Annotated in this window: 19 protein-coding genes and 3 tRNA genes; 8 read left to right on the plus strand and 14 right to left on the minus strand. The window is 51.4% G+C overall.

Translation table 11 applies throughout. The annotated features are described in order from the left end of the window. Positions 1–9: 9 nt before the first annotated feature. From FDW97_RS10335 to cydA, 14 genes are all read right to left on the minus strand, one after another. Positions 10–85: transfer RNA gene (locus FDW97_RS10335), tRNA-Lys, on the minus strand. Positions 86–88: 3 nt separating this feature from the next. Beyond that, positions 89–164: transfer RNA gene (locus tag FDW97_RS10340), tRNA-Val, on the minus strand. Positions 165–301: 137 nt separating this feature from the next. Next, a tRNA-Lys gene (locus tag FDW97_RS10345) sits at positions 302–377 on the minus strand. Between the two features lie 165 nt (positions 378–542). Then, the gene (gene cpoB, locus FDW97_RS10350; protein ID WP_137351009.1) at positions 543–1,331 is read right to left on the minus strand and encodes a cell division protein CpoB; all 789 of its coding nucleotides are present in this window, start codon (positions 1,329–1,331) and stop codon (positions 543–545) included. Positions 1,332–1,340: 9 nt separating this feature from the next. Further along, entirely contained in the window at positions 1,341–1,859 is a 519-nt protein-coding gene (pal, locus tag FDW97_RS10355) for a peptidoglycan-associated lipoprotein Pal (protein WP_006685431.1), read from the minus strand. A 34-nt stretch (positions 1,860–1,893) separates the two neighbouring features. After that, on the minus strand, positions 1,894–3,186 hold the full coding sequence (tolB, locus tag FDW97_RS10360) for a Tol-Pal system beta propeller repeat protein TolB (protein ID WP_038638949.1): 1,293 nt from the start codon (positions 3,184–3,186) through the stop codon (positions 1,894–1,896). Positions 3,187–3,314: 128 nt separating this feature from the next. Continuing rightward, the gene (tolA, locus tag FDW97_RS10365) at positions 3,315–4,571 is read right to left on the minus strand and encodes a cell envelope integrity protein TolA (protein WP_137351010.1); all 1,257 of its coding nucleotides are present in this window, start codon (positions 4,569–4,571) and stop codon (positions 3,315–3,317) included. A 64-nt stretch (positions 4,572–4,635) separates the two neighbouring features. Beyond that, positions 4,636–5,064, minus strand: a complete 429-nt coding sequence (tolR, locus tag FDW97_RS10370; RefSeq protein WP_003022978.1) for a colicin uptake protein TolR — start codon at positions 5,062–5,064, stop codon at positions 4,636–4,638. 3 nt (positions 5,065–5,067) lie between these two features. Continuing rightward, complete coding sequence (gene tolQ, locus FDW97_RS10375; protein ID WP_003022976.1) at positions 5,068–5,760, minus strand: Tol-Pal system protein TolQ; 693 nt, start codon at positions 5,758–5,760, stop codon at positions 5,068–5,070. After that, on the minus strand, positions 5,757–6,161 hold the full coding sequence (gene ybgC / locus FDW97_RS10380; RefSeq protein WP_003831439.1) for a tol-pal system-associated acyl-CoA thioesterase: 405 nt from the start codon (positions 6,159–6,161) through the stop codon (positions 5,757–5,759). The genes tolQ and ybgC overlap by 4 nt, the downstream gene beginning before the upstream one ends. A 275-nt stretch (positions 6,162–6,436) precedes the next feature. Then, positions 6,437–6,730: a cyd operon protein YbgE gene (gene ybgE / locus FDW97_RS10385; protein ID WP_038638940.1), complete on the minus strand. Its 294-nt coding sequence runs from the start codon at positions 6,728–6,730 to the stop codon at positions 6,437–6,439. Next, positions 6,730–6,843, minus strand: coding sequence for a cytochrome bd-I oxidase subunit CydX (cydX, locus tag FDW97_RS10390; protein ID WP_061381940.1), 114 nt, complete (start codon positions 6,841–6,843; stop codon positions 6,730–6,732). The genes ybgE and cydX overlap by 1 nt, the downstream gene beginning before the upstream one ends. Positions 6,844–6,857: 14 nt before the next feature. Next, positions 6,858–7,997 (minus strand): cytochrome d ubiquinol oxidase subunit II, encoded by a 1,140-nt coding sequence (cydB, locus tag FDW97_RS10395; RefSeq protein WP_038638939.1) that lies wholly within the window; start codon positions 7,995–7,997, stop codon positions 6,858–6,860. 15 nt (positions 7,998–8,012) lie between these two features. Continuing rightward, on the minus strand, positions 8,013–9,581 hold the full coding sequence (cydA, locus tag FDW97_RS10400; RefSeq protein ID WP_038638936.1) for a cytochrome ubiquinol oxidase subunit I: 1,569 nt from the start codon (positions 9,579–9,581) through the stop codon (positions 8,013–8,015). 1,220 nt (positions 9,582–10,801) lie between these two features. Here cydA and glmS point away from each other — a divergent pair. The 8 genes from glmS (at position 10,802) to glsA (ending at position 19,580) form a co-directional block, all read left to right on the plus strand. Continuing rightward, positions 10,802–11,251, plus strand: a complete 450-nt coding sequence (gene glmS, locus FDW97_RS10405; RefSeq protein WP_038638933.1) for a methylaspartate mutase subunit S — start codon at positions 10,802–10,804, stop codon at positions 11,249–11,251. Then, positions 11,251–12,645, plus strand: a complete 1,395-nt coding sequence (gene glmL / locus FDW97_RS10410) for a methylaspartate mutase accessory protein GlmL (protein WP_038638930.1) — start codon at positions 11,251–11,253, stop codon at positions 12,643–12,645. The genes glmS and glmL overlap by 1 nt, the downstream gene beginning before the upstream one ends. 12 nt (positions 12,646–12,657) lie before the next feature. Next, complete coding sequence (locus tag FDW97_RS10415) at positions 12,658–14,103, plus strand: methylaspartate mutase subunit E (protein WP_038638927.1); 1,446 nt, start codon at positions 12,658–12,660, stop codon at positions 14,101–14,103. Further along, positions 14,103–15,344, plus strand: a complete 1,242-nt coding sequence (locus FDW97_RS10420; protein ID WP_038638925.1) for a methylaspartate ammonia-lyase — start codon at positions 14,103–14,105, stop codon at positions 15,342–15,344. The genes FDW97_RS10415 and FDW97_RS10420 overlap by 1 nt, the downstream gene beginning before the upstream one ends. Before the next feature lie 3 nt (positions 15,345–15,347). Beyond that, complete coding sequence (locus FDW97_RS10425; protein WP_038638923.1) at positions 15,348–16,718, plus strand: acyclic terpene utilization AtuA family protein; 1,371 nt, start codon at positions 15,348–15,350, stop codon at positions 16,716–16,718. Continuing rightward, complete coding sequence (locus FDW97_RS10430) at positions 16,715–17,032, plus strand: DUF4387 domain-containing protein (RefSeq protein ID WP_006685446.1); 318 nt, start codon at positions 16,715–16,717, stop codon at positions 17,030–17,032. The genes FDW97_RS10425 and FDW97_RS10430 overlap by 4 nt, the downstream gene beginning before the upstream one ends. Before the next feature lie 168 nt (positions 17,033–17,200). Then, positions 17,201–18,508 (plus strand): dicarboxylate/amino acid:cation symporter, encoded by a 1,308-nt coding sequence (locus FDW97_RS10435; RefSeq protein WP_038638921.1) that lies wholly within the window; start codon positions 17,201–17,203, stop codon positions 18,506–18,508. Positions 18,509–18,578: 70 nt separating this feature from the next. After that, positions 18,579–19,580: a glutaminase A gene (glsA, locus tag FDW97_RS10440; RefSeq protein WP_085047488.1), complete on the plus strand. Its 1,002-nt coding sequence runs from the start codon at positions 18,579–18,581 to the stop codon at positions 19,578–19,580. The last annotated feature ends 43 nt before the right edge of the window (positions 19,581–19,623 follow it).

The raw sequence follows: 19,623 nt of genomic DNA on the forward strand, positions 1-19,623 counted from the left end.
CTTTCAGGATGGTGGGTCGTGCAGGATTCGAACCTGCGACCAATTGATTAAAAGTCAACTGCTCTACCAACTGAGCTAACGCCCCGAGTGGTGGGTGATGACGGGATCGAACCGCCGACCCCCTCCTTGTAAGGGAGGTGCTCTCCCAGCTGAGCTAATCACCCGATACTACGCTGGATACTACTTACTAACTGAGTTAGTGGTGGGTCGTGCAGGATGACTCGACTTCGTCTCGCCCTACGGGCCGTTGCTTACGCAACGTTATCCTTCACGTTTTACTATCGCGTTCCACCAGAACGATTGGTGGGTCGTGCAGGATTCGAACCTGCGACCAATTGATTAAAAGTCAACTGCTCTACCAACTGAGCTAACGACCCACTTTTTTCGCCGCTTTCAGGCTGTTTGATATCCCTTGGCAACGGCGGCATATATTACTGATTTCAGATTTTAGCGCAACAAAAATTTCGAGGTAAATAACTCAACTGCTTAGGAATCACACGACGCGACCAGAAATAACACGATTTCTGGTCGCATGGTGGTCATTACATCGCGTTAAGGCGTTTTTGCGCTTGTTTCGCGCCATCAGTGCCAGGATATTTAGTGATAACCTGCTGATAAACCGCTTTAGCTTTTGCTGTGTCGCCCTTGTCCTGCATGATGACGCCGACTTTATACATCGCGTCTGCAGCCTTAGGTGATTTTGGGAAGTTTTTAACTACCGAAGCGAAATAGAACGCGGCATCATCTTTTTTACCCTTGTTGTAATTCAACTGACCCAGCCAATAATTGGCATTTGGCAGGTAAGTAGAGTCCGGGTACTTTTTGATGAAGTTCTGAAATGCTTCAATCGCGTCATCCTGACGGGATTTATCCTGTACCAGGGCGATTGCTGCATTGTAATCGGTATTCGCATCGCCAGTTTGTGCCGGAGCCCCTGACGTTGCCGCAGCCCCCGCATCAGGCGCAGGGGCCGTCGCCCCGCTCTGATCCCCACCCGCAGACTGCGCCGCAGGCGCGCTACCGCTGCCAAGATTATTCATCTGCAGCAATATCTGTTTCTGACGTTCAACAACCTGATTCAGTTGATACTGATTTTCCTGAATTTGACCACGCAGAGAGTCAATATCGGACTGATTATCGGAGAGTTGTTGCTGGAGTTGGGTTAAAAGCTGACTGTGAGCGTTAGAAATACGCTCGAGTTGAGTGACACGGTCTTCGACCGAGCCTGAGCCGACACTACTGATTGGCGCCTGTGCAAAAGCGGCCCAGGGGGCCGCTATGCCAACCAGTAACGACAGACTCAACAGATGATGTCTGAAGTTACTGCTCATGCAATTCTCTTAGTAAACCAGTACGGCACGACGGTTTTTGGAGTAAGCCGCTTCGTCATGACCCAGTACTGCAGGTTTTTCTTTACCGTAAGAAACGATGGAGATCTGGTCAGCAGAAACGCCTTTACCCTGCAGGTACATCTTAACGGCGTTTGCACGACGCTCACCCAGGGAAATGTTGTACTCAGGAGTACCACGTTCGTCCGCATGACCTTCTACGGTGACTTTGTAAGACGGGTTGCTACGCAGGAAGTTAGCGTGCGCATCCAGCATTGCAGCGAAGTCAGAACGGATATCGTACTTGTCCAGATCGAAGTAAACGATGTTGTTCTGCTGCAGCTGCTGCATCTGAAGACGCGCTTGCTCTTCAGAAGACATGTTGCCGCTGCCGTTTGCATCCATACCAGTGCCGGCACCCAGCATGCCTTCGCTGCCGTCATTGCTGGCGTTCTTGTTAGAAGAACATGCCGCAATAGCCATAACAGGCAGAGCAATCATCAGCCCTTTCAGCACTTTGTTCAGTTGCATTTCAATGATTCCTTTATTAATCAATTATTTATTATCACAGATACGGCGACCAGGCAGGGAATTTAACCTGACCATCAGTTGCCGGAAGACGCGCTTTGAAACGCCCATCTGTAGAAACCAAATTCAGCACGGATCCCATCCCCTGAGAAGAGCTGTAGATTACCATAGTGCCGTTAGGTGCCAGACTTGGCGTTTCATCCAGGAACGTTGACGACAGAACTTGTACGCCACCCGCTACCAGATCTTGTTTGGCAATGTGTTGCTGACCGTTGGCCGAGCTTACCATTACCATAAATTTACCGTCGCTGCTCACATCCGCATCCTGGTTTTGCGAACCTTCCCAGGTAATACGCTGCGGAGCACCGCCGTTGACGTTAACTTTGTATACCTGCGGACGACCGGCCTGGTCAGAAGTAAAGGCCAGATTCTGGCTGTCCGGGAACCAGGTAGGTTCAGTGTTGTTGCTGCGACCATCCGTCACCTGACGGATTTGACCAGAACCAATGTCCATGACATACAGGTTCAGGCTACCGGTTTTAGACAGGGCAAACGCCAGTTTGCTGCCATCCGGAGAAAACGCAGGTGCGCCGTTGTGACGCGGGAAAGAAGCGACCTGACGAACAGCGCCATTAGACAACGTCTGAATAACCAGCGCAGAACGACCGCTTTCGAAGGTCACGTAAGCCAGTTTTGAACCGTCCGGAGACCACGCCGGAGACATCAGCGGCTGCGGAGAACGGTGTACCACGAACTGGTTGTAACCATCGTAGTCGGACACGCGTAATTCGTACGGGAACTGACCGCCGTTGGTCTGGACAACATACGCGATACGGGTACGGAATGCGCCCTTAATGCCGGTCAGTTTTTCAAATACTTCGTCACTGGCTGTATGGCCCGCGTAACGCAGCCATTGCTTGTTCACTTTATAGGTGTTCTGCGCCAGTACGGTACCCGGCGCGCCGCCGGTATCTACCAGTTGATAAGCCACGCTGTAGGAGCCATCCGGATTCGGCGTTACCTGCCCGACCACGACGGCATCAATACCCAGCGCAGACCATGCAGCAGGTTGAACTTCCGCCGCGGTGCCCGGCTGCTGCGGCAGACGAGAACGGTCTAATGGGTTAAATTTACCGCTGTTACGCAGGTCAGCGCCTACGATACCACCGATATCTTCAGGTGCAGCACCCGGCCCTGCCCACTGGAATGGGACAACGCCAATCGGGCGTGCCGAGTCCACCCCCTGGGTGATCTCGATACGTACTTCTGCATGCAGCACTGCTGCCCACAGCATCAGAAAACCAAATGCTACTCGTAATGCCTGCTTCATCATATCTCCCTTATCTGGACGGAACGCCCACGATAATTTAGCAGAATGTTAACAAACTCAAATACACAAAACTACCAGAACTCTGTCTCAACCTTAGACTGTTTCCCCCAATTTCTCAGGGGTTGTTATTACAGTTTAAAGTCCAGTTTGGCATCTTTTACTTTTTCATAAACAGCCTGGCTAGGCGGTTTAGGAATTCTGGCTGTTTTCGCAGCCGTCAGCGCAGCCTGGCACAATGCCGGATCGCCGCCCTCTTCGGTCACATCCAGCAACAGACCATCGGGTGCTAACTTGATATGTAATACGCAAGATTTGCCCGCATACAAATCAGCACCATACAGACGGCTCTGGATCGCATTACGAATTTGAGAGGCGTAAGCACTGATATCAGCGCCAGATGCGCCGCCATTTGCACCACTTGTACCACTATCTTTCGCCGGCTGACCGTTTCCTTTCGCTCCACCACCTGATTTCGGCGCATTCTTACCGGAGCTTAAGTCACCCAACAGGTCGTCAACGCCCGAGGCCGCAGCGGCCTTCTCAGCAGCCGCTTTTTTCGCAGCAGCTGCTTTATCTGCCGCAGCTTTCTTGTCAGCAGCAGCTTTGTCAGCGGCAGCTTTCTTGTCTGCAGCGGCTTTTTCCGCAGCAGCTTTCTTTTCAGCCGCCGCTTTTTCAGCAGCTGCTGCTTTTGCGGCAGCGGCTTTTTCTGCTTTTTCGGCGGCAGCTTTTTCTGCTGCAGCTTGCTTAGCAGCTTCAGCCTGGGCTTTCTTCGCGGCGTCTGCGGCAGCCTTAGCGGCTTGTGCTTCGGCAACTTTCTTCGCATCAGCGGCGGCTTTAGCGGCTTCAGCCTCAGCTTTTTTCTGTGCGTCCGCAGCGGCTTTCTTCGCGGCATCTGCCGCTTGTTTCGCCTGTGCATCCGCCCTGGCCTTCGCGTCTGCAGCAGCCTTCGCCGCAGCTTCTTCAGCCTGTTTCTGCTGCTCTTGCGCTTTCGCGGCGGCAGCTTCAGCCTGTTTCTGCTGTTCCGCTTGTTCGCGCACTTTTTCCTGCGCGGCTAAACGTTCTTTTTCCAGCTGCTTCAGGCGCTCTTGCTCAGCGGCCTGTTTCTCGCGAAGTTCTTCAGCCTGCTGCTGCGCCTGTTTTTCACGCTGCTCTTCTGCACGTTTCGCACTTGCCTGCTGTTGCTGCTGCCTGTCGTACTGTTGCACAACGGCGCCAGGATCAACCATAACGGCGTCGATGGACGAACCGCCACCGCCGCCGGCTGAAGTATCAATGTGCTCATCGAACGAACTCCAGATAAGCGCTGCAAATAAAATGACATGCAGCACCGCTGAAATAATTATCGCCCTTTTGAGCTTGTCGTTTTGTTCGGTTGCCTTTGACACTCTCGGTTCCCAAAAAACTGTTCGCCTGTTACGCGCTATCTTTCAAGCCAGCAATACGCAGACATCAGATTGGCTGCGTCATCAAGCCAACCGATTTCACGCCTGCACTGTGTAACAAGTTCAGCGCTTTAATTATTTCATCATAAGGCACGTCTTTCGCACCACCGATTAAAAAGACCGTTTTCGGATTGGTCTGCAGGCGGCTTTTCGCTTCCGCAATAACCTGCTCCGGCGGCAGTTGATCCATACGATCTTTTTCAACCACCACGCTGTATTGCCCAATACCGGAAACTTCAATAATGACCGGAGGTTCGTCGTTACTGCTGACGGCTTGCGATTCGGTCGCATCCGGCAGATCGACTTCCACACTCTGGGTAATGATCGGCGCGGTTGCCATAAAGATCAGCAGCAGCACCAACAGTACGTCGAGCAGCGGTACAATATTGATTTCGGACTTAAGTTCGCGACGACCTCGTCCACGCGTTCTGGCCATGGCTTACCCCTTGTTGCTCTCGCTAACGGTAAACGCCTGGCGGTGCAGAATCGCGGTAAACTCTTCCATAAAGTTGTCGTAATTCAGTTCCAGCTTGTTCACGCGCTGATTCAGTCGGTTGTAAGCCATAACCGCCGGGATTGCCGCAAACAGACCGATAGCCGTCGCAATCAACGCTTCCGCGATACCCGGTGCGACCATTTGCAACGTTGCCTGTTTTACCGCGCCCAGCGCGATAAACGCGTGCATGATCCCCCAAACGGTACCGAACAGACCGATATACGGACTGATGGAGCCGACGGTGCCGAGGAATGGAATATGCGTTTCCAGCGTTTCCAGTTCACGGTTCATCGAGATTCGCATCGCACGGGATGCCCCCTCAACGACCGCTTCCGGCGCATGGCTATTGGCCCTGTGCAAACGCGCAAATTCTTTGAATCCGCTATAAAAAATTTGTTCCGATCCCGCCAAATTATCACGACGCCCCTGACTTTCCTGATACAGGCGTGACAACTCAATACCAGACCAGAACTTGTCTTCAAATGCTTCTGCTTCACGTGAAGCGGCATTCAGAATACGGGTCCGCTGGATAATAATGGCCCAGGATGCGATTGAGAAACCAATCAAAATCAACATGATAAGTTTAACCAGAAGGCTTGCCTTCAGGAACAAATCAAGGATATTCATGTCAGTCACTGCTTAAACTCCGCGACAATAGACTTGGGAAGCGCACGAGGCTTCATTTTGAGTGGATCAACGCAAACAATCAGAACTTCGGCTTCATTCAGCACGGTGTTCTCTGCGTTGACAATGCGTTGCGTGAAAACCAATGAGGTGCCACGCATTGACGTAATTTCGGTTTGGACTTCGAGCATATCGTCGAGCCGCGCAGGCGCAAAATACTCAAGAGTCATCTTGCGCACCACAAAGGCTACGCGCTCTGCCAGCAGCACCTGCTGACTGAAGTGATGATGACGCAGCATCTCTGTGCGTGCTCTTTCATAAAAAGCGACGTAGCTGGCGTGGTAAACCACCCCACCGGCATCAGTGTCTTCATAGTAGACACGAACCGGCCATCGAAACATATACTTATTCATTCTTACTGCCTCTTTGTTGGCTTCGTCCACTCACACCCGTTGCTTACCCTGGTAAGCGCCTGGTGACTCGCGTTTTTGCCGCCGCGATGCATCAAGAATGTCGTTGTATATCGCGCTGTCTTCACTGTACATCCCGGTAATGCAACAAAAGGTTAGTGCTTTCAAACTTCGCTACTATACGCGCGGGAATGGTGCTTTGGAATGGGGGAAAGTAAACGGAGAGTAAAAAATTATGGGCTTATGCAAGCCCATAAATATTTAAGGATGTTTCTTATTCAAAAGAAGAAGAAAATCAGACCAACAACGAGGACGATATCCGCGATCAGCGGGCAGAAGATGCCCTGCCAGTGCACCGCGCGAGGACGAAAGCCAACGCCGTGAATGATGCCAGCGCAGACAGCCCACATCAGCAGAAAACCATGCCAGATTTCAAGCTCACTGGTTTTGGCCGCGAAACGTGACGGGTCCCAGAATATGCAGCCAGCCAACACGATTGCCAGCACAAAGGAAAGCGCCCGCAAGGGGCGCTTGTCCATTACCGCATAAACCATCGCGATAAGGTTGATCATCAGCTTTCTTCTTGTCCGGCTTTGCCTGATTCAACGTGCTCAAGCGCCAGGGCTGTGATTATCCCAAATGCACAGGCAAGAAGCGTTCCCAGAATCCATGCGAAATACCACATATTTAGCTCCTTACTTAGTACAGAGAATGGGTGTTACGTTCAATATCTTCTTTGGTGATGCGACCAAACATTTTCCAGTAACACCAGGTGGTGTAGATGAGAATGATCGGTACAAACACCAATGCCACATAAGTCATCACGTTCAGCGTCAGCTGACTGGAAGTCGCATCCCACATGGTCAGACTCGCGTTCATCATGGTGCTGGATGGCATCACAAACGGGAACATTGCGATACCGGCAGTCAGGATGATGCAGGCTAACGTCAGTGAGGAGAAGACGAACGCCCATGCCCCTTTCTCCATACGAGAAGTCAGGATGGTCAACAGCGGCAGAACCACGCCCAGTGCAGGAACCAGCCACAGAATAGGTGCATTATTAAAGTTCACCATCCATGCGCCAGCAACACGCGCCACTTCTTTGGTCAGCGGGTTAGAGGCGGCATGATGATCCACTGCAGAGGTCACAACATAACCGTCAATACCGTAAATCACCCACACGCCGGCCAGCGCGAAGCAGACCAGAGTCACCAGCGCCGCTACCTGCGCGGTGGTACGCGTACGCAGGTGCAGCTCACCAACCGTACGCATCTGCAGGTAGGTCGCGCCCTGGGTGATGATCATTCCAACGCTCACGATACCTGCCAGCAGACCAAACGGATTCAGCAACTGGAAGAAGTTACCGGTGTAGTACAGACGCAGGTACTCATCGATATGGAACGGTACGCCCTGCAACAGGTTACCGAACGCCACGCCAATGACCAGCGGCGGAACAAAGCTACCAATGAAAATGCCCCAGTCCCACATGTTACGCCAACGAGTGTCTTCAATCTTGGAACGGTAATCAAAACCGACCGGACGGAAGAATAAAGACGCCAGTACCAGAACCATCGCCACATAGAAACCAGAGAACGCAGCGGCATACACCATCGGCCAGGCAGCGAACAGAGCGCCACCCGCGGTGATGAGCCAAACCTGGTTACCGTCCCAGTGCGGGGCGATGGAGTTAATCATAATTCGACGCTCGGTATCATTACGACCGAGGAAACGGGTGAGCATGCCCACCCCCATGTCGAAGCCATCAGTGACCGCAAAACCAATCAGCAGAATGCCGACCAACAGCCACCAGACAAAACGCAATACTTCATAATCGATCATTTGACGACTCCTGTCTTAGCGTGCCGGCTGAGAAGTCACATTGGACTGCTCAAAGTGATAGCGACCGGTTTTCAGGCTGCTCGGGCCGAGGCGTGCAAACTTGAACATTAAGAACAATTCTGCCACCAGGAACAGGGTATACAGGCCACAAATCAGGATCATGGAGAACAGCAGATCGCCTACTGTCAACGATGAGTTTGCCACCGCCGTTGGTAATACTTCGCCGATTGCCCATGGTTGTCGGCCATATTCGGCGACGAACCAACCTGCTTCTACAGCAATCCACGGCAGTGGAATACCGTACAGCGCGGCACGCAGCAGCCATTTTTTCTCACCGATGCGGTTACGAATGACGCTCCAGAAGGAAAGCGCAATAATGGCCAGCAGCAAGAAGCCACACGCCACCATGATACGGAAAGCGAAATACAGCGGCGCAACGCGAGGGATAGAATCTTTCGTTGCCTGTTGAATTTGCGCTTCGGTTGCGTCGGTGACGTTGTCCGTATAGCGTTTCAGCAGCAGACCATAACCCAAATCTTTCTTCATGCTGTTGAACTGGTCACGAACAGCCTGATCGGTTGACCCCGCACGCAATTCTTCCAGCAGCTGATACGCCTTCATCCCGTTACGGATACGCTCTTCATGCTGCGCCATGAGGTCTTTCAGACCAATGACCGGTGTATCAACAGAGCGGGTGGCAATGATGCCCAGCGCATAAGGAATTTGAATCGCAAATTTGTTTTCTTGTTTATCCTGGTCGGGAATACCGAACAAGGTAAACGCAGCAGGAGCAGGTTGAGTTTCCCACTCAGCTTCAATAGCGGCGAGTTTAGTTTTCTGTACGTCGCCCATTTCGTAACCGGATTCATCACCCAGCACGATAACAGACAGCACAGCCGCCATACCAAAGCTGGCAGCAATCGCGAAGGAGCGTTTTGCGAACGCAAAGTCACGGCCTTTCAGCATGTAATAAGCACTGATGCCAAGAATGAACATCGCGCCAGTGACATACCCTGATGCCACCGTGTGAACAAATTTCACCTGGGCAACCGGGTTGAGCACCAGTTCGGAGAAGCTCAGCATCTCCATACGCATGGTTTCGAAGTTGAAATCCGCGGCGATTGGGTTTTGCATCCAGCCGTTCGCTACCAGAATCCACAATGCGGACAGGTTAGAACCCAGTGCCACCAGCCAGGTGACGCACATATGCTGGACTTTACCCAAACGGTCCCAACCGAAGAAGAACAGACCTACAAAGGTGGATTCGAGGAAGAAGGCCATCAAACCTTCGATAGCCAGCGGCGCACCGAAAATATCCCCTACATAGTGGGAATAGTAAGACCAGTTAGTCCCGAACTGGAACTCCATGGTCAGACCGGTAGCCACACCCAGAGCGAAGTTGATACCAAACAACTTGCCCCAGAACTTGGTCATATCTTTATAAATCTGTTTGCCGGAAAGGACGTAGACCGTTTCCATAATGGCCAGCAAGAACGCCATACCGAGCGTCAGTGGCACAAACAGGAAGTGGTACATCGCGGTCAAGGCAAACTGTAAGCGCGACAGTTCGACTATATCTAACATCATGACTCCTTGCTCATCGCATGAAGACTCCGAGAGTGAACCCCGTTAGAAAGGGTCACACGCATGCCCCAATACAAATTTATCTGCTTCCTTCCGCCGCCGTTCGTTCTTCTCATTTGAAGAAAAGACAATGATGAAAGGTTACAAACATGTTAATAAAACACTCAAATTGATCCCGCAATTATATTACGCCGTAAAATCCTTACAATAAACAGGTTTTTATCGAGACAAATTTGCATTTTTCGATAGTGATCAATTTATAGCTAATTTACCACTTTCAGACCAATTTGATCTGCAGCAATTTAACCTCTTTTGACGATGTTTTCCAAGTTTTAAACTTTGATTTAAATCAATTTTCAAATTTGTTGTTAATGGTGTTTAACACTACGAGGACTAGTGAACACCATGTTAACAACATGTTTTTCAATGAGTATTTGTCGTTACTATAAATGATAGGATATTTATTTAAATCTACACGGTCTTTTAACCAACCAGGCAAATAAAATTGCCAGCAGATAAAGAGTCACTATTGCTGGGTAGCTCACAGTTTTTTGTTTAGCAAGGCGTGGAATAGTTATTTCATACAAATTATTCATTTTATTTTTACTTATAATTAACACCGTGATGTAACTATCTCAACTGGAAGCGGAAACGCTCCCCATTGGCCAACGCATTGCATTGAGCGTTCTGGCGCAGAAAGTCCGCCTGTCACTTTTGTCATCACCATAAGTTATCGTTCACGTCGCGTCTTCGCTTCTGTGGCAAAGATTAAATATGCCACAAACAATTCATTATCATTTTTATCCTAAATTTAACAAAGGAATAATTGTGACATATAAGATTAATAAATAAAAAACCGTTAGGTTGTTCACAAGTTATTTAGTGAAGGGAATTTTTGAAATTATTAAAATTGTTACCTGAATGACGCGCCCAACAAAATAAGATTTTGATCACAAACATGGCAAGTTATTTATTACTCGATTTTCTAAAAAATTAAAACCAGAACAAAAAAACACATAGTAAGCACATGATTAAAAACACATTTTTATGAGAATAAATATAACAATCATTTTTGTCAGGATATTTTGAAAATAGATCAATTGCTTCCTTTTTCTCTTCCACAGAAACTCCAACCCTATTAAAAGGTTGTCACAATCCAAGCTCTGAATATTAGAAAAGTATTTTCACTTATTGACCATCAGCCCTACAGAGGATTACCCATGAAAAAATCTACACTTGTTATTGGCGTTATCGGTGCTGACTGCCATGCAGTAGGCAATAAAGTTCTGGATCGCGTTTTTACTGCGCATGATTTTCACGTAATCAACCTCGGGGTGATGGTGAGTCAGGATGAATATATCGATGCCGCGATCGAAACAGGCGCCGATGCCATCGTGGTGTCCTCTATTTACGGACATGGTGACATCGACTGCCTCGGGTTACGTGAACGCTGCATCGAACGCGGACTCGGTGACATTCTGCTGTACGTCGGCGGCAACCTGGTTGTAGGCAAACATGACTTCGCCGATGTGGAAGTGAAGTTTAAAGAGATGGGATTTAACCGCGTCTTCGCCCCCAGCCACGATCTGGAAGATGTCTGTGCGCTTATCGCCAATGATATTCACCAACACAATGGCCTCGAACAGCGTTGCCTGGAAGAGGCTATCTGATGCAAACAGTTTCTGTCGATATCGGCTCGACCTGGACCAAGGCAGCCCTCTTCGCCCATGAAGGCGAGGAGTTAACCCTGGTAAACCATGTCCTGACCCCAACCACCACACATCATCTGGCAGACGGTTTTTTTGCCAGCCTGAATCAGGTGCTGAATGTTGCCGATGCTCGCCCGTTACTGAAAAGTGGTGAAGTGCAGTTGAAATACTCCTCCTCGGCTAAAGGTGGGCTCGCCGTTGCAGCGATGGGACTGGTGCCCTCCATTACGCTGGAATCGGCAAAAGTTACCGCCCATTCGGCAGGAGCGAAAATCGCGCAATATTATTCGTACAAGCTGAACCGTCATGACATACAGGAGCTGGAATCATCACCACCGGACATCCTGTTATTTACCGGCGGTACAGACGGTGGAGAAGAAAGCTATGGTCTGGCGAATGCGCGTGCATTGGCAGACTCGAAGCTGGATTGCGCCATTATCTACGCAGGAAACCGGGACATTCAGGATGAAATACAAACGATTCTCGGGCACAAGGATCTGACCACGGTAGACAACATTCTGCCTGATCTCGATCACCCGAATCCGTTTGCCGCACGCCAGGCGATTTGTGATGTGTTTTTGTCACGCATTGTGAAAGGCAAAGGTCTGGATGTCATTGTCGGTGAAACAGGCGAAGAGCCAATGCCGACGCCATGGACGGTATATGAGTTAGTCAAAGCCATTAGCGATTACGACAGCGCATGGAAGGAATTCATGCTGATTGATATGGGCGGAGCCACCACGGATGTCTATTCGGCCAGCGCGAATACCCTCTCCCCCGATACCGTCCTGCATGGCGTTCCAGAACCTTTCGTCAAACGTACCGTTGAAGGCGACCTGGGAATGCGCGTTTCCGCCGTCGTGGTGGGAGAAAGCACACAGGAAATGGTGAAAGTCATCTTCGCCCAACAGCCGCAGCGCGAGGAAGCGTTTTACCGCTACCTGCGTCATTTGGTTGGGCAGCCGGATTACCTGCCACTCAGCGAGGAGGAGAAATATTTCGACACTCTGCTGGCAGGTTTATGCGTGGGCTATGCCGCTGAGCGCCACGCGGGCACTAAAAAGCAGGTTTGCACCTGCGTGGGTAACGTGGATTTACAGATGGGTCGCGATCTCACCACCGTACGCAAAGTCGTCGGTTCAGGTGGATGGCTCTCTCGCGCCAGCCAGTTCGATATCCATAACTGGCTCAAATACCGGGAGCTGGACGACCAGGGTAAAAGAATTCTGTTACCGAACCAGTTTGAGTATTACCGCGATTCAAATGGCCTGCTCCCTCTACTGGCAAATGTCGCCAGGCTGTACCCGCAAGCCGCTGCTCGCACCAGCATTCAGTGTTTAACCCTACAAAACTAAAGGCAGCTACGAATGGAACTTCGAAATAAAAAATTGACCCATGACGAATTCATGACCGAAAGGCATCAGGTGTTGCAAACCTGGGAAACCGGTAAAGACGTTGAGAACTTCGAAGATGGCGTGAAGTACCAGCAATCAATTCCGGATAAAAAGCGCTTCTCCCTTGCCCTGCTGAAGGCCGATCAGGAAGGTAGAACCCTGAGCCAACCGCGCGCAGGCGTGGCGTTAATGGACGAGCATATTGCGCTGCTCAAAACGTTGCAGGAAGAGTGCGACCTCCTGCCAAGTACTATTGATGCCTACACCCGTCTGAACCGCTATGAAGAAGCCGCTGTCGGGATCCAGAAATCCATCGAAGCAGGGACTTCCAAGCTGAATGGTTTACCGGTCGTCAATCACGGGGTTGCTGCCTGCCGCCGTATGACTGAGTCACTGGAAAAACCGATCCAGGTTCGCCACGGTACGCCGGACGCGCGCCTGCTGGCAGAAATCGCCATGGCCAGTGGCTTTACCAGCTACGAAGGCGGCGGTATCTCTTACAACATCCCTTATGCCAAACGCGTCACCCTGGAAAAATCCATCCGCGACTGGCAGTACTGCGATCGTCTGATGGGTCTGTATGAAGAGAACGGTATTCGCATCAACCGCGAACCGTTTGGTCCGCTGACTGGCACCCTGATCCCACCATTTATGTCCCACTCGGTTGCGATTATTGAAGGTCTGCTGGCGCTGGAACAGGGCGTGAAGTCAATCACCGTCGGCTACGGTCAGGTCGGTAGCCTGACGCAGGATATCGCCGCTATTCAGGCGCTGCGTGAGCTGTCCCACGAATACTTCCATAACCACGGCTTCGACGATTACGAGCTGAGCACCGTTTTCCATCAGTGGATGGGCGGATTCCCGGAAGATGAAGCGAAAGCCTTCTCCGTTATCGCCTGGGGCGCAGCGGTTGCCGGTATGTCGGGCGCAACAAAAGTGATCACCAAAAGCCCGCACGAAGCGTTCGGTATCCCAACAGCGGCCGCTAACGCTCAGGGTCTTAAAGCATCACGCCAGATGCTCAACATGGTCAGCGACCAGAAATTCCCGCAGTGCGCAGCCGTGGAACAGGAAGTCGAGCTGATCAAGAGCGAAGTCCGCGCGGTGCTGAAAAAAGTCTTTGAACTCGGCAATGGCGATATTGCACGCGGTACGGTGCTGGCCTTTGAAGCTGGCGTGCTGGATGTGCCTTTCGCCCCTGCCGCCTGTAACGCCGGGAAGATTCTGCCGGTACGCGATAACACAGGCGCCATCCGTATTCTCGAAGCCGGCGCTGTTCCGCTGCCGAAAGACATTCTCGCCCTGCACCACGACTACGTCGCAGAGCGCGCGCATTTCGAAGGCCGTAAACCTTCTTTCCAGATGGTCATTGATGACATCAACGCCGTATCCCACAGTAAATTAATAGGAAGACCATAATGAAAATTAAACAGGCCCTTTTCACCGCTGGCTACTCCTCATTTTATTTTGACGATCAGCAGGCCATCAAAAACGGTGCCGGTCATGACGGGTTTATCTATACCGGCTCTCCGGTAACGCCTGGCTTTACCTCTGTCCGCCAGGCGGGTGAATGCGTTTCTGTGCAGTTGGTTCTGGAAAACGGCGCAGTGGCGGTAGGCGATTGTGCTGCGGTGCAATATTCAGGCGCAGGCGGCCGCGACCCGCTGTTCCTGGCTGAAAACTTTATTCCTTTCCTCAACGATCATATCAAGCCGCTGCTGGAAGGCCGTGACGTGGATGCTTTCCTGCCAAACGCCCGCTTCTTTGATCAGTTGCGTATCGATGGCCATCTGCTGCATACCGCCGTCCGTTACGGTCTTTCTCAGGCACTGCTCGACGCGGCGGCGCTGGCGACCGGCCGTCTGAAAACTGAAGTGGTGTGCGACGAGTGGCAACTGCCATGCGTCCCGGAAGCCATTCCATTATTTGGTCAGAGTGGTGATGACCGTTATATCGCCGTCGACAAAATGATCCTTAAAGGCGTGGACGTTCTGCCGCACGCGTTGATCAACAACGTGGAAGAGAAGCTGGGCTTTAAAGGTGAAAAGCTGCGTGAGTATGTGCGCTGGTTGTCTAATCGCATCTTAACCCTGCGCACCAGTGAGCGTTATCACCCGACGCTGCACATTGATGTCTATGGCACTATCGGTCTGATCTTCGATATGGATCCGGTGCGCTGCGCTGAATACATCGCCAGCCTGGAAGCGGAAGCTCAGGGCCTGCCGCTGTACATTGAAGGTCCGGTGGATGCCGGTAACAAGCCGGATCAGATCCGCATGTTAACCGCCATTACCAAAGAACTGACCCGTCTGGGTTCCGGCGTGAAAATCGTTGCGGATGAGTGGTGTAACACCTATCAGGACATCGTGGACTTCACCGACGCGGGCAGTTGCCACATGGTGCAGATCAAAACCCCGGATCTGGGCGGTATTCACAACATCGTTGACGCAGTGCTGTATTGCAACAAACACGCGATGGAAGCCTATCAGGGCGGTACCTGTAACGAAACGGAAATCAGTGCTCGTACCTGCGTACACGTCGCGCTGGCTGCGCGTCCTATGCGCATGCTGGTCAAACCAGGTATGGGTTTCGATGAAGGTCTCAACATCGTGTTTAACGAAATGAACCGCACCATCGCGCTGTTGCAAACTAAGGATTAAGAGATGGCACGCACATTTAAGATCTTATCGCCTACGGCTATCCTGGGTTATGGCTTCCCGGAAGAGAGTTTTCGTAAAGCCATGGAAGAGTCACCGGATCTTATTGCTGTTGACGCAGGTTCCTCCGATCCTGGCCCTCACTACCTGGGGGCGGGTAAACCTTTTACCGACAGGGCCGGAGTGAAACGCGATCTGCGCTATATGATCGTGGCAGGCGTTAAGAACAACATCCCGGTAGTGATTGGCACGGCCGGTGGTTCAGGCGCCGCTCCGCATCTGGAGTGGTGTCGCCAGATAATCCATGAGATTGCCCAGGAAGAAAAACTGTCCTTCTCCATGGCGCTCATCCCGTCTGATGTTGACAAAGAAATCGTTCATCAGGCGCTGGATAACGGCAAAATCACCGCGCTCGATTTTGTGCCTGAACTGACTCACGAGGCAATTGAAGACAGCACCTACATTGTCGCGCAGATGGGCGTCGAGCCATTCCAGCGCGCGCTGCAAGCCGGTGCGCAGGTGGTACTGGGCGGACGAGCCTACGATCCGGCCTGCTTCGCCGCGCTGCCGATTATGCAGGGCTTTGATGAAGGTCTGGCGCTTCATTGCGGTAAGATCCTTGAGTGTGCCGCCATTGCCGCCACCCCTGGCTCTGGCTCAGATTGTGCGATGGGGATCATTGACGACAACGGCTTTACGCTGAAAGCGTTCAATCCCAAGCGTAAGTTCACTGAAACTTCCGCGGCGGCGCACACCCTGTATGAGAAGTCCGATCCGTACTTCCTGCCGGGGCCAGGCGGCGTGCTGAACCTGAAAGCGTGCACCTTCACCCAGGTTAACGAGGGCGAAGTGTATGTCAGCGGTTCACGTCATGAAGAAACGCCGTATGCGTTGAAACTGGAAGGCGCACGTCAGGTTGGCTTCCGCTGCCTGACCATCGCCGGAACGCGCGACCCGATCATGATTGCCGGAATTGACACTATTCTCGAAGAGGTACAGGCCAGCGTTAAGCGTAACCTCTCGCTGAATGACGACAGTATCCGTATGACGTTCCACCTGTACGGTAAGAACGGTGTGATGGGCAACCATGAGCCGATGAAAACCGCCGGTCATGAACTGGGGATTTTGCTGGACGTCGTCGCGCCGACGCAGGATATCGCCAACAGCGTTTGCTCGCTGGTGCGCTCTACCCTGCTGCACTACGGTTATGAAAATCGCATTGCGACCGCGGGCAACCTCGCCTTCCCGTTCTCGCCATCCGATATTCAGAGTGGACCGGTGTATGAGTTCTCGATCTATCACCTGATTGAAGCGAGCGATGCGCTGCGTTTTGATTTCCATATTGAACAGGTGACGCCAGAAGGAGTTCAGGCATGAAACACTCAATTTGTTCGCTGGCGCAAGTCATTCGTTCCAAAAACGCCGGGCCGTACGAACTGGTTTTAGATATTTTATTTAAAACCCGTGAAGATTATCAGCGAGTGAAGCGTTCAGAACAATTAACGCCACAACTTATTGCTGGTTTGTATAATGTCAAACCTGACTTTATTCATAATATTGTCTGGTTTGACCCGGCGAATGCCGTAAAAATTGTCATGCCGCGCGATATTATCTCCGGCAACATTGGTGACAATGATGTTTATGGTGCGCAGCAACACGCGCCATTATTAAGTATTGAGTTCGACCTGTAGTAAAAAACACAATAACAGCCATTGGAGCACAGAATTCAGCTGTATCACAGTGCTTCGAATTATTCATGCGGTTGGTCACAACAGGCGTGCGTCTGAACTGCTGTCCAGGTTCAGGCGCGCGCCGCCCTACACAATTCCAATTACCAACCTTTATCCGATGGAGTACACATGAAGAAAATAAGTTTAACGAAGATGATCATATTAGGTCTGATACTCGGCATGATTGCCGGGGTGGCCATAAATAATATGGTCGCGGCTGAAACGGCAAAATCTTATGCAGCAGATATTTCCATTTTTACCACCATATTTTTACGCATGGTGAAAATGATTATCGCGCCATTGGTTATTTCAACTCTGGTTGTGGGTATTGCCAAAATGGGCGATGCCAAAACGCTGGGACGTATATTTTCGAAAACCTTCTTCCTGTTTATTTGCGCCTCACTGCTGTCAATCGCGCTGGGCCTGGTTATCGTTAATATTTTCCAGCCAGGCGCTGGCATCAACTTTGTTCCGCATGACGCCGGGGCCGTTGCCGCCGTTAAATCTGAACCGTTCACGCTGAAAGTATTTATCTCGCACGCGGTACCAACCAGTATTGTTGATGCGATGGCACGTAACGAAATTCTGCAGATCGTCGTCTTCTCAATTTTCCTCGGTTGCAGCCTGGCTGCGATTGGTGAAAAAGCCGAGCCGATCGTGAAGGTTCTGGACTCACTGGTGCACGTAATGCTGAAGCTGACGGGCTACGTCATGCTGTTTGCGCCACTGACCGTGTTTGCCGCTATCTCGGGTCTGATTGCCGAACGTGGTCTGGGAGTAATGGTCAGCGCCGGGATCTTTATGGGTGAGTTCTACCTTACGCTGGGTATGCTGTGGGCGATCCTGATCGGTCTGTCCACCATGATCGTAGGGCCTTGCATCGCGCGCTTAACGAAATCAATCCTCGAACCAGCACTGTTGGCCTTCACCACCTCCAGCTCTGAAGCCGCCTTCCCAGGCACGCTGGACAAACTGGAAAAATTCGGCGTTTCCTCAAAAATCGCCAGTTTCGTTCTGCCTATCGGTTACTCCTTTAACCTGGTCGGCTCGATGGCGTACTGCTCCTTTGCCACCGTATTTATTGCTCAGGCGTGCAATATCGAACTAAGCATGGGCGAGCAAATCACCATGCTGTTGATCCTGATGCTGACCTCGAAAGGGATGGCGGGCGTACCGCGTGCATCAATGGTTGTTATCGCCGCTACCCTGAACCAGTTCAACATTCCGGAAGCCGGTCTGATCCTGCTAATGGGTGTGGATCCATTCCTCGATATGGGTCGTTCCGCTACCAACGTCATGAGTAACGCCATGGGCGCTGCCATTGTAGGTCGTTGGGAAGGTGAACACTTCGGCCAGGGCTGTCGCGGAACTGCGCCAGTGAAGACACCGGAACAAGAACGTCCGGCGACCGAACCGTCAGAAGTTGCGATGTCCTGATAGCACGCGATTGCCGGATGGCGCTCGCGCTTATCCGGCAAGATGATGAACACACCAACAGGATTACACCATGAATAAAACCCTTATCGGCGTGAGTATTTTTTCCTTCAGCGTTTTGTTTAGCGCAACGACTCTCGCGCAAACCGCGCCGGATTACGCAAAGATTATCGACCAGGCACATCAGAAATATAAAAGTAACAACGATGGCAAAGTCGCCGACTACATCCCTGCCCTGGCGACCTACAGCCCGAAAAATTTTGCCATCACCATTGCCACGGTGGACGGCAAGATCTATCAGGTGGGCGATGTTAACAAACCCTTCCCAATGGAATCCCTGAGTAAAGTCTTCACCCTGGCGCTCGCCATGGAACAACATGGCCCTCAGGTCGTCCTGGAGAAACTTGGGGCCAATGCCACCGGCATGCCATTCAATTCTGGTTTGGCGGTAGAACTGACTAAAGGCGCACCGGAAAACCCGCTGGTAAACGCCGGGGCGATGAGCACCGTTAGCCTGATCGAAGCCAAAGATAAAACCGATCGCTGGAACAAAATCCTCGACAACCTGAACGTCTGGGCTGATGCCACACTCACCGTGAACGAGCCGGTTTTCAAATCCGAGATGGAAACCAACCAGCACAACCAGGCGCTGGCGAAGCTGATGGAATCCTATAACAGCTTTTATGGCAACACAGACGACGCTGTCGAAATTTATACCCGTCAGTGCTCCGTCGATATCACCGTTGAGCAACTGGCCAAAATGGGCGCGGTACTCGCAAACAAAGGCAAATCACCGTTCAACGGTAAGCAATTGCTGAATGAAAAATATGTCCCACAGGTACTGGCTGAAATGGCCATTGCCGGCTTGTACGACGGTAGTGGTAAGTGGCTGTACACCGTAGGCATCCCGGCGAAAAGCGGCGTCGGCGGTGGGATGGTTGCCGTTGTGCCAGGCGAATATGCGATAGCCGTCTATTCCCCACCGCTGGATGAAGCCGGTAACAGCGTTCGTGCCCAGAAAACGATCGAATATGTCGCCGAAGCGACCGAAGCGAATGTCTTTTTAGCAAAATAAAACTCTATGCCGGATAGCGCTTCGCTTATCCGGCAAACAACAC

Source organism: Citrobacter sp. wls708, assembly GCF_005281255.1.
In the GTDB taxonomy this organism is placed as follows: domain Bacteria; phylum Pseudomonadota; class Gammaproteobacteria; order Enterobacterales; family Enterobacteriaceae; genus Citrobacter; species Citrobacter werkmanii.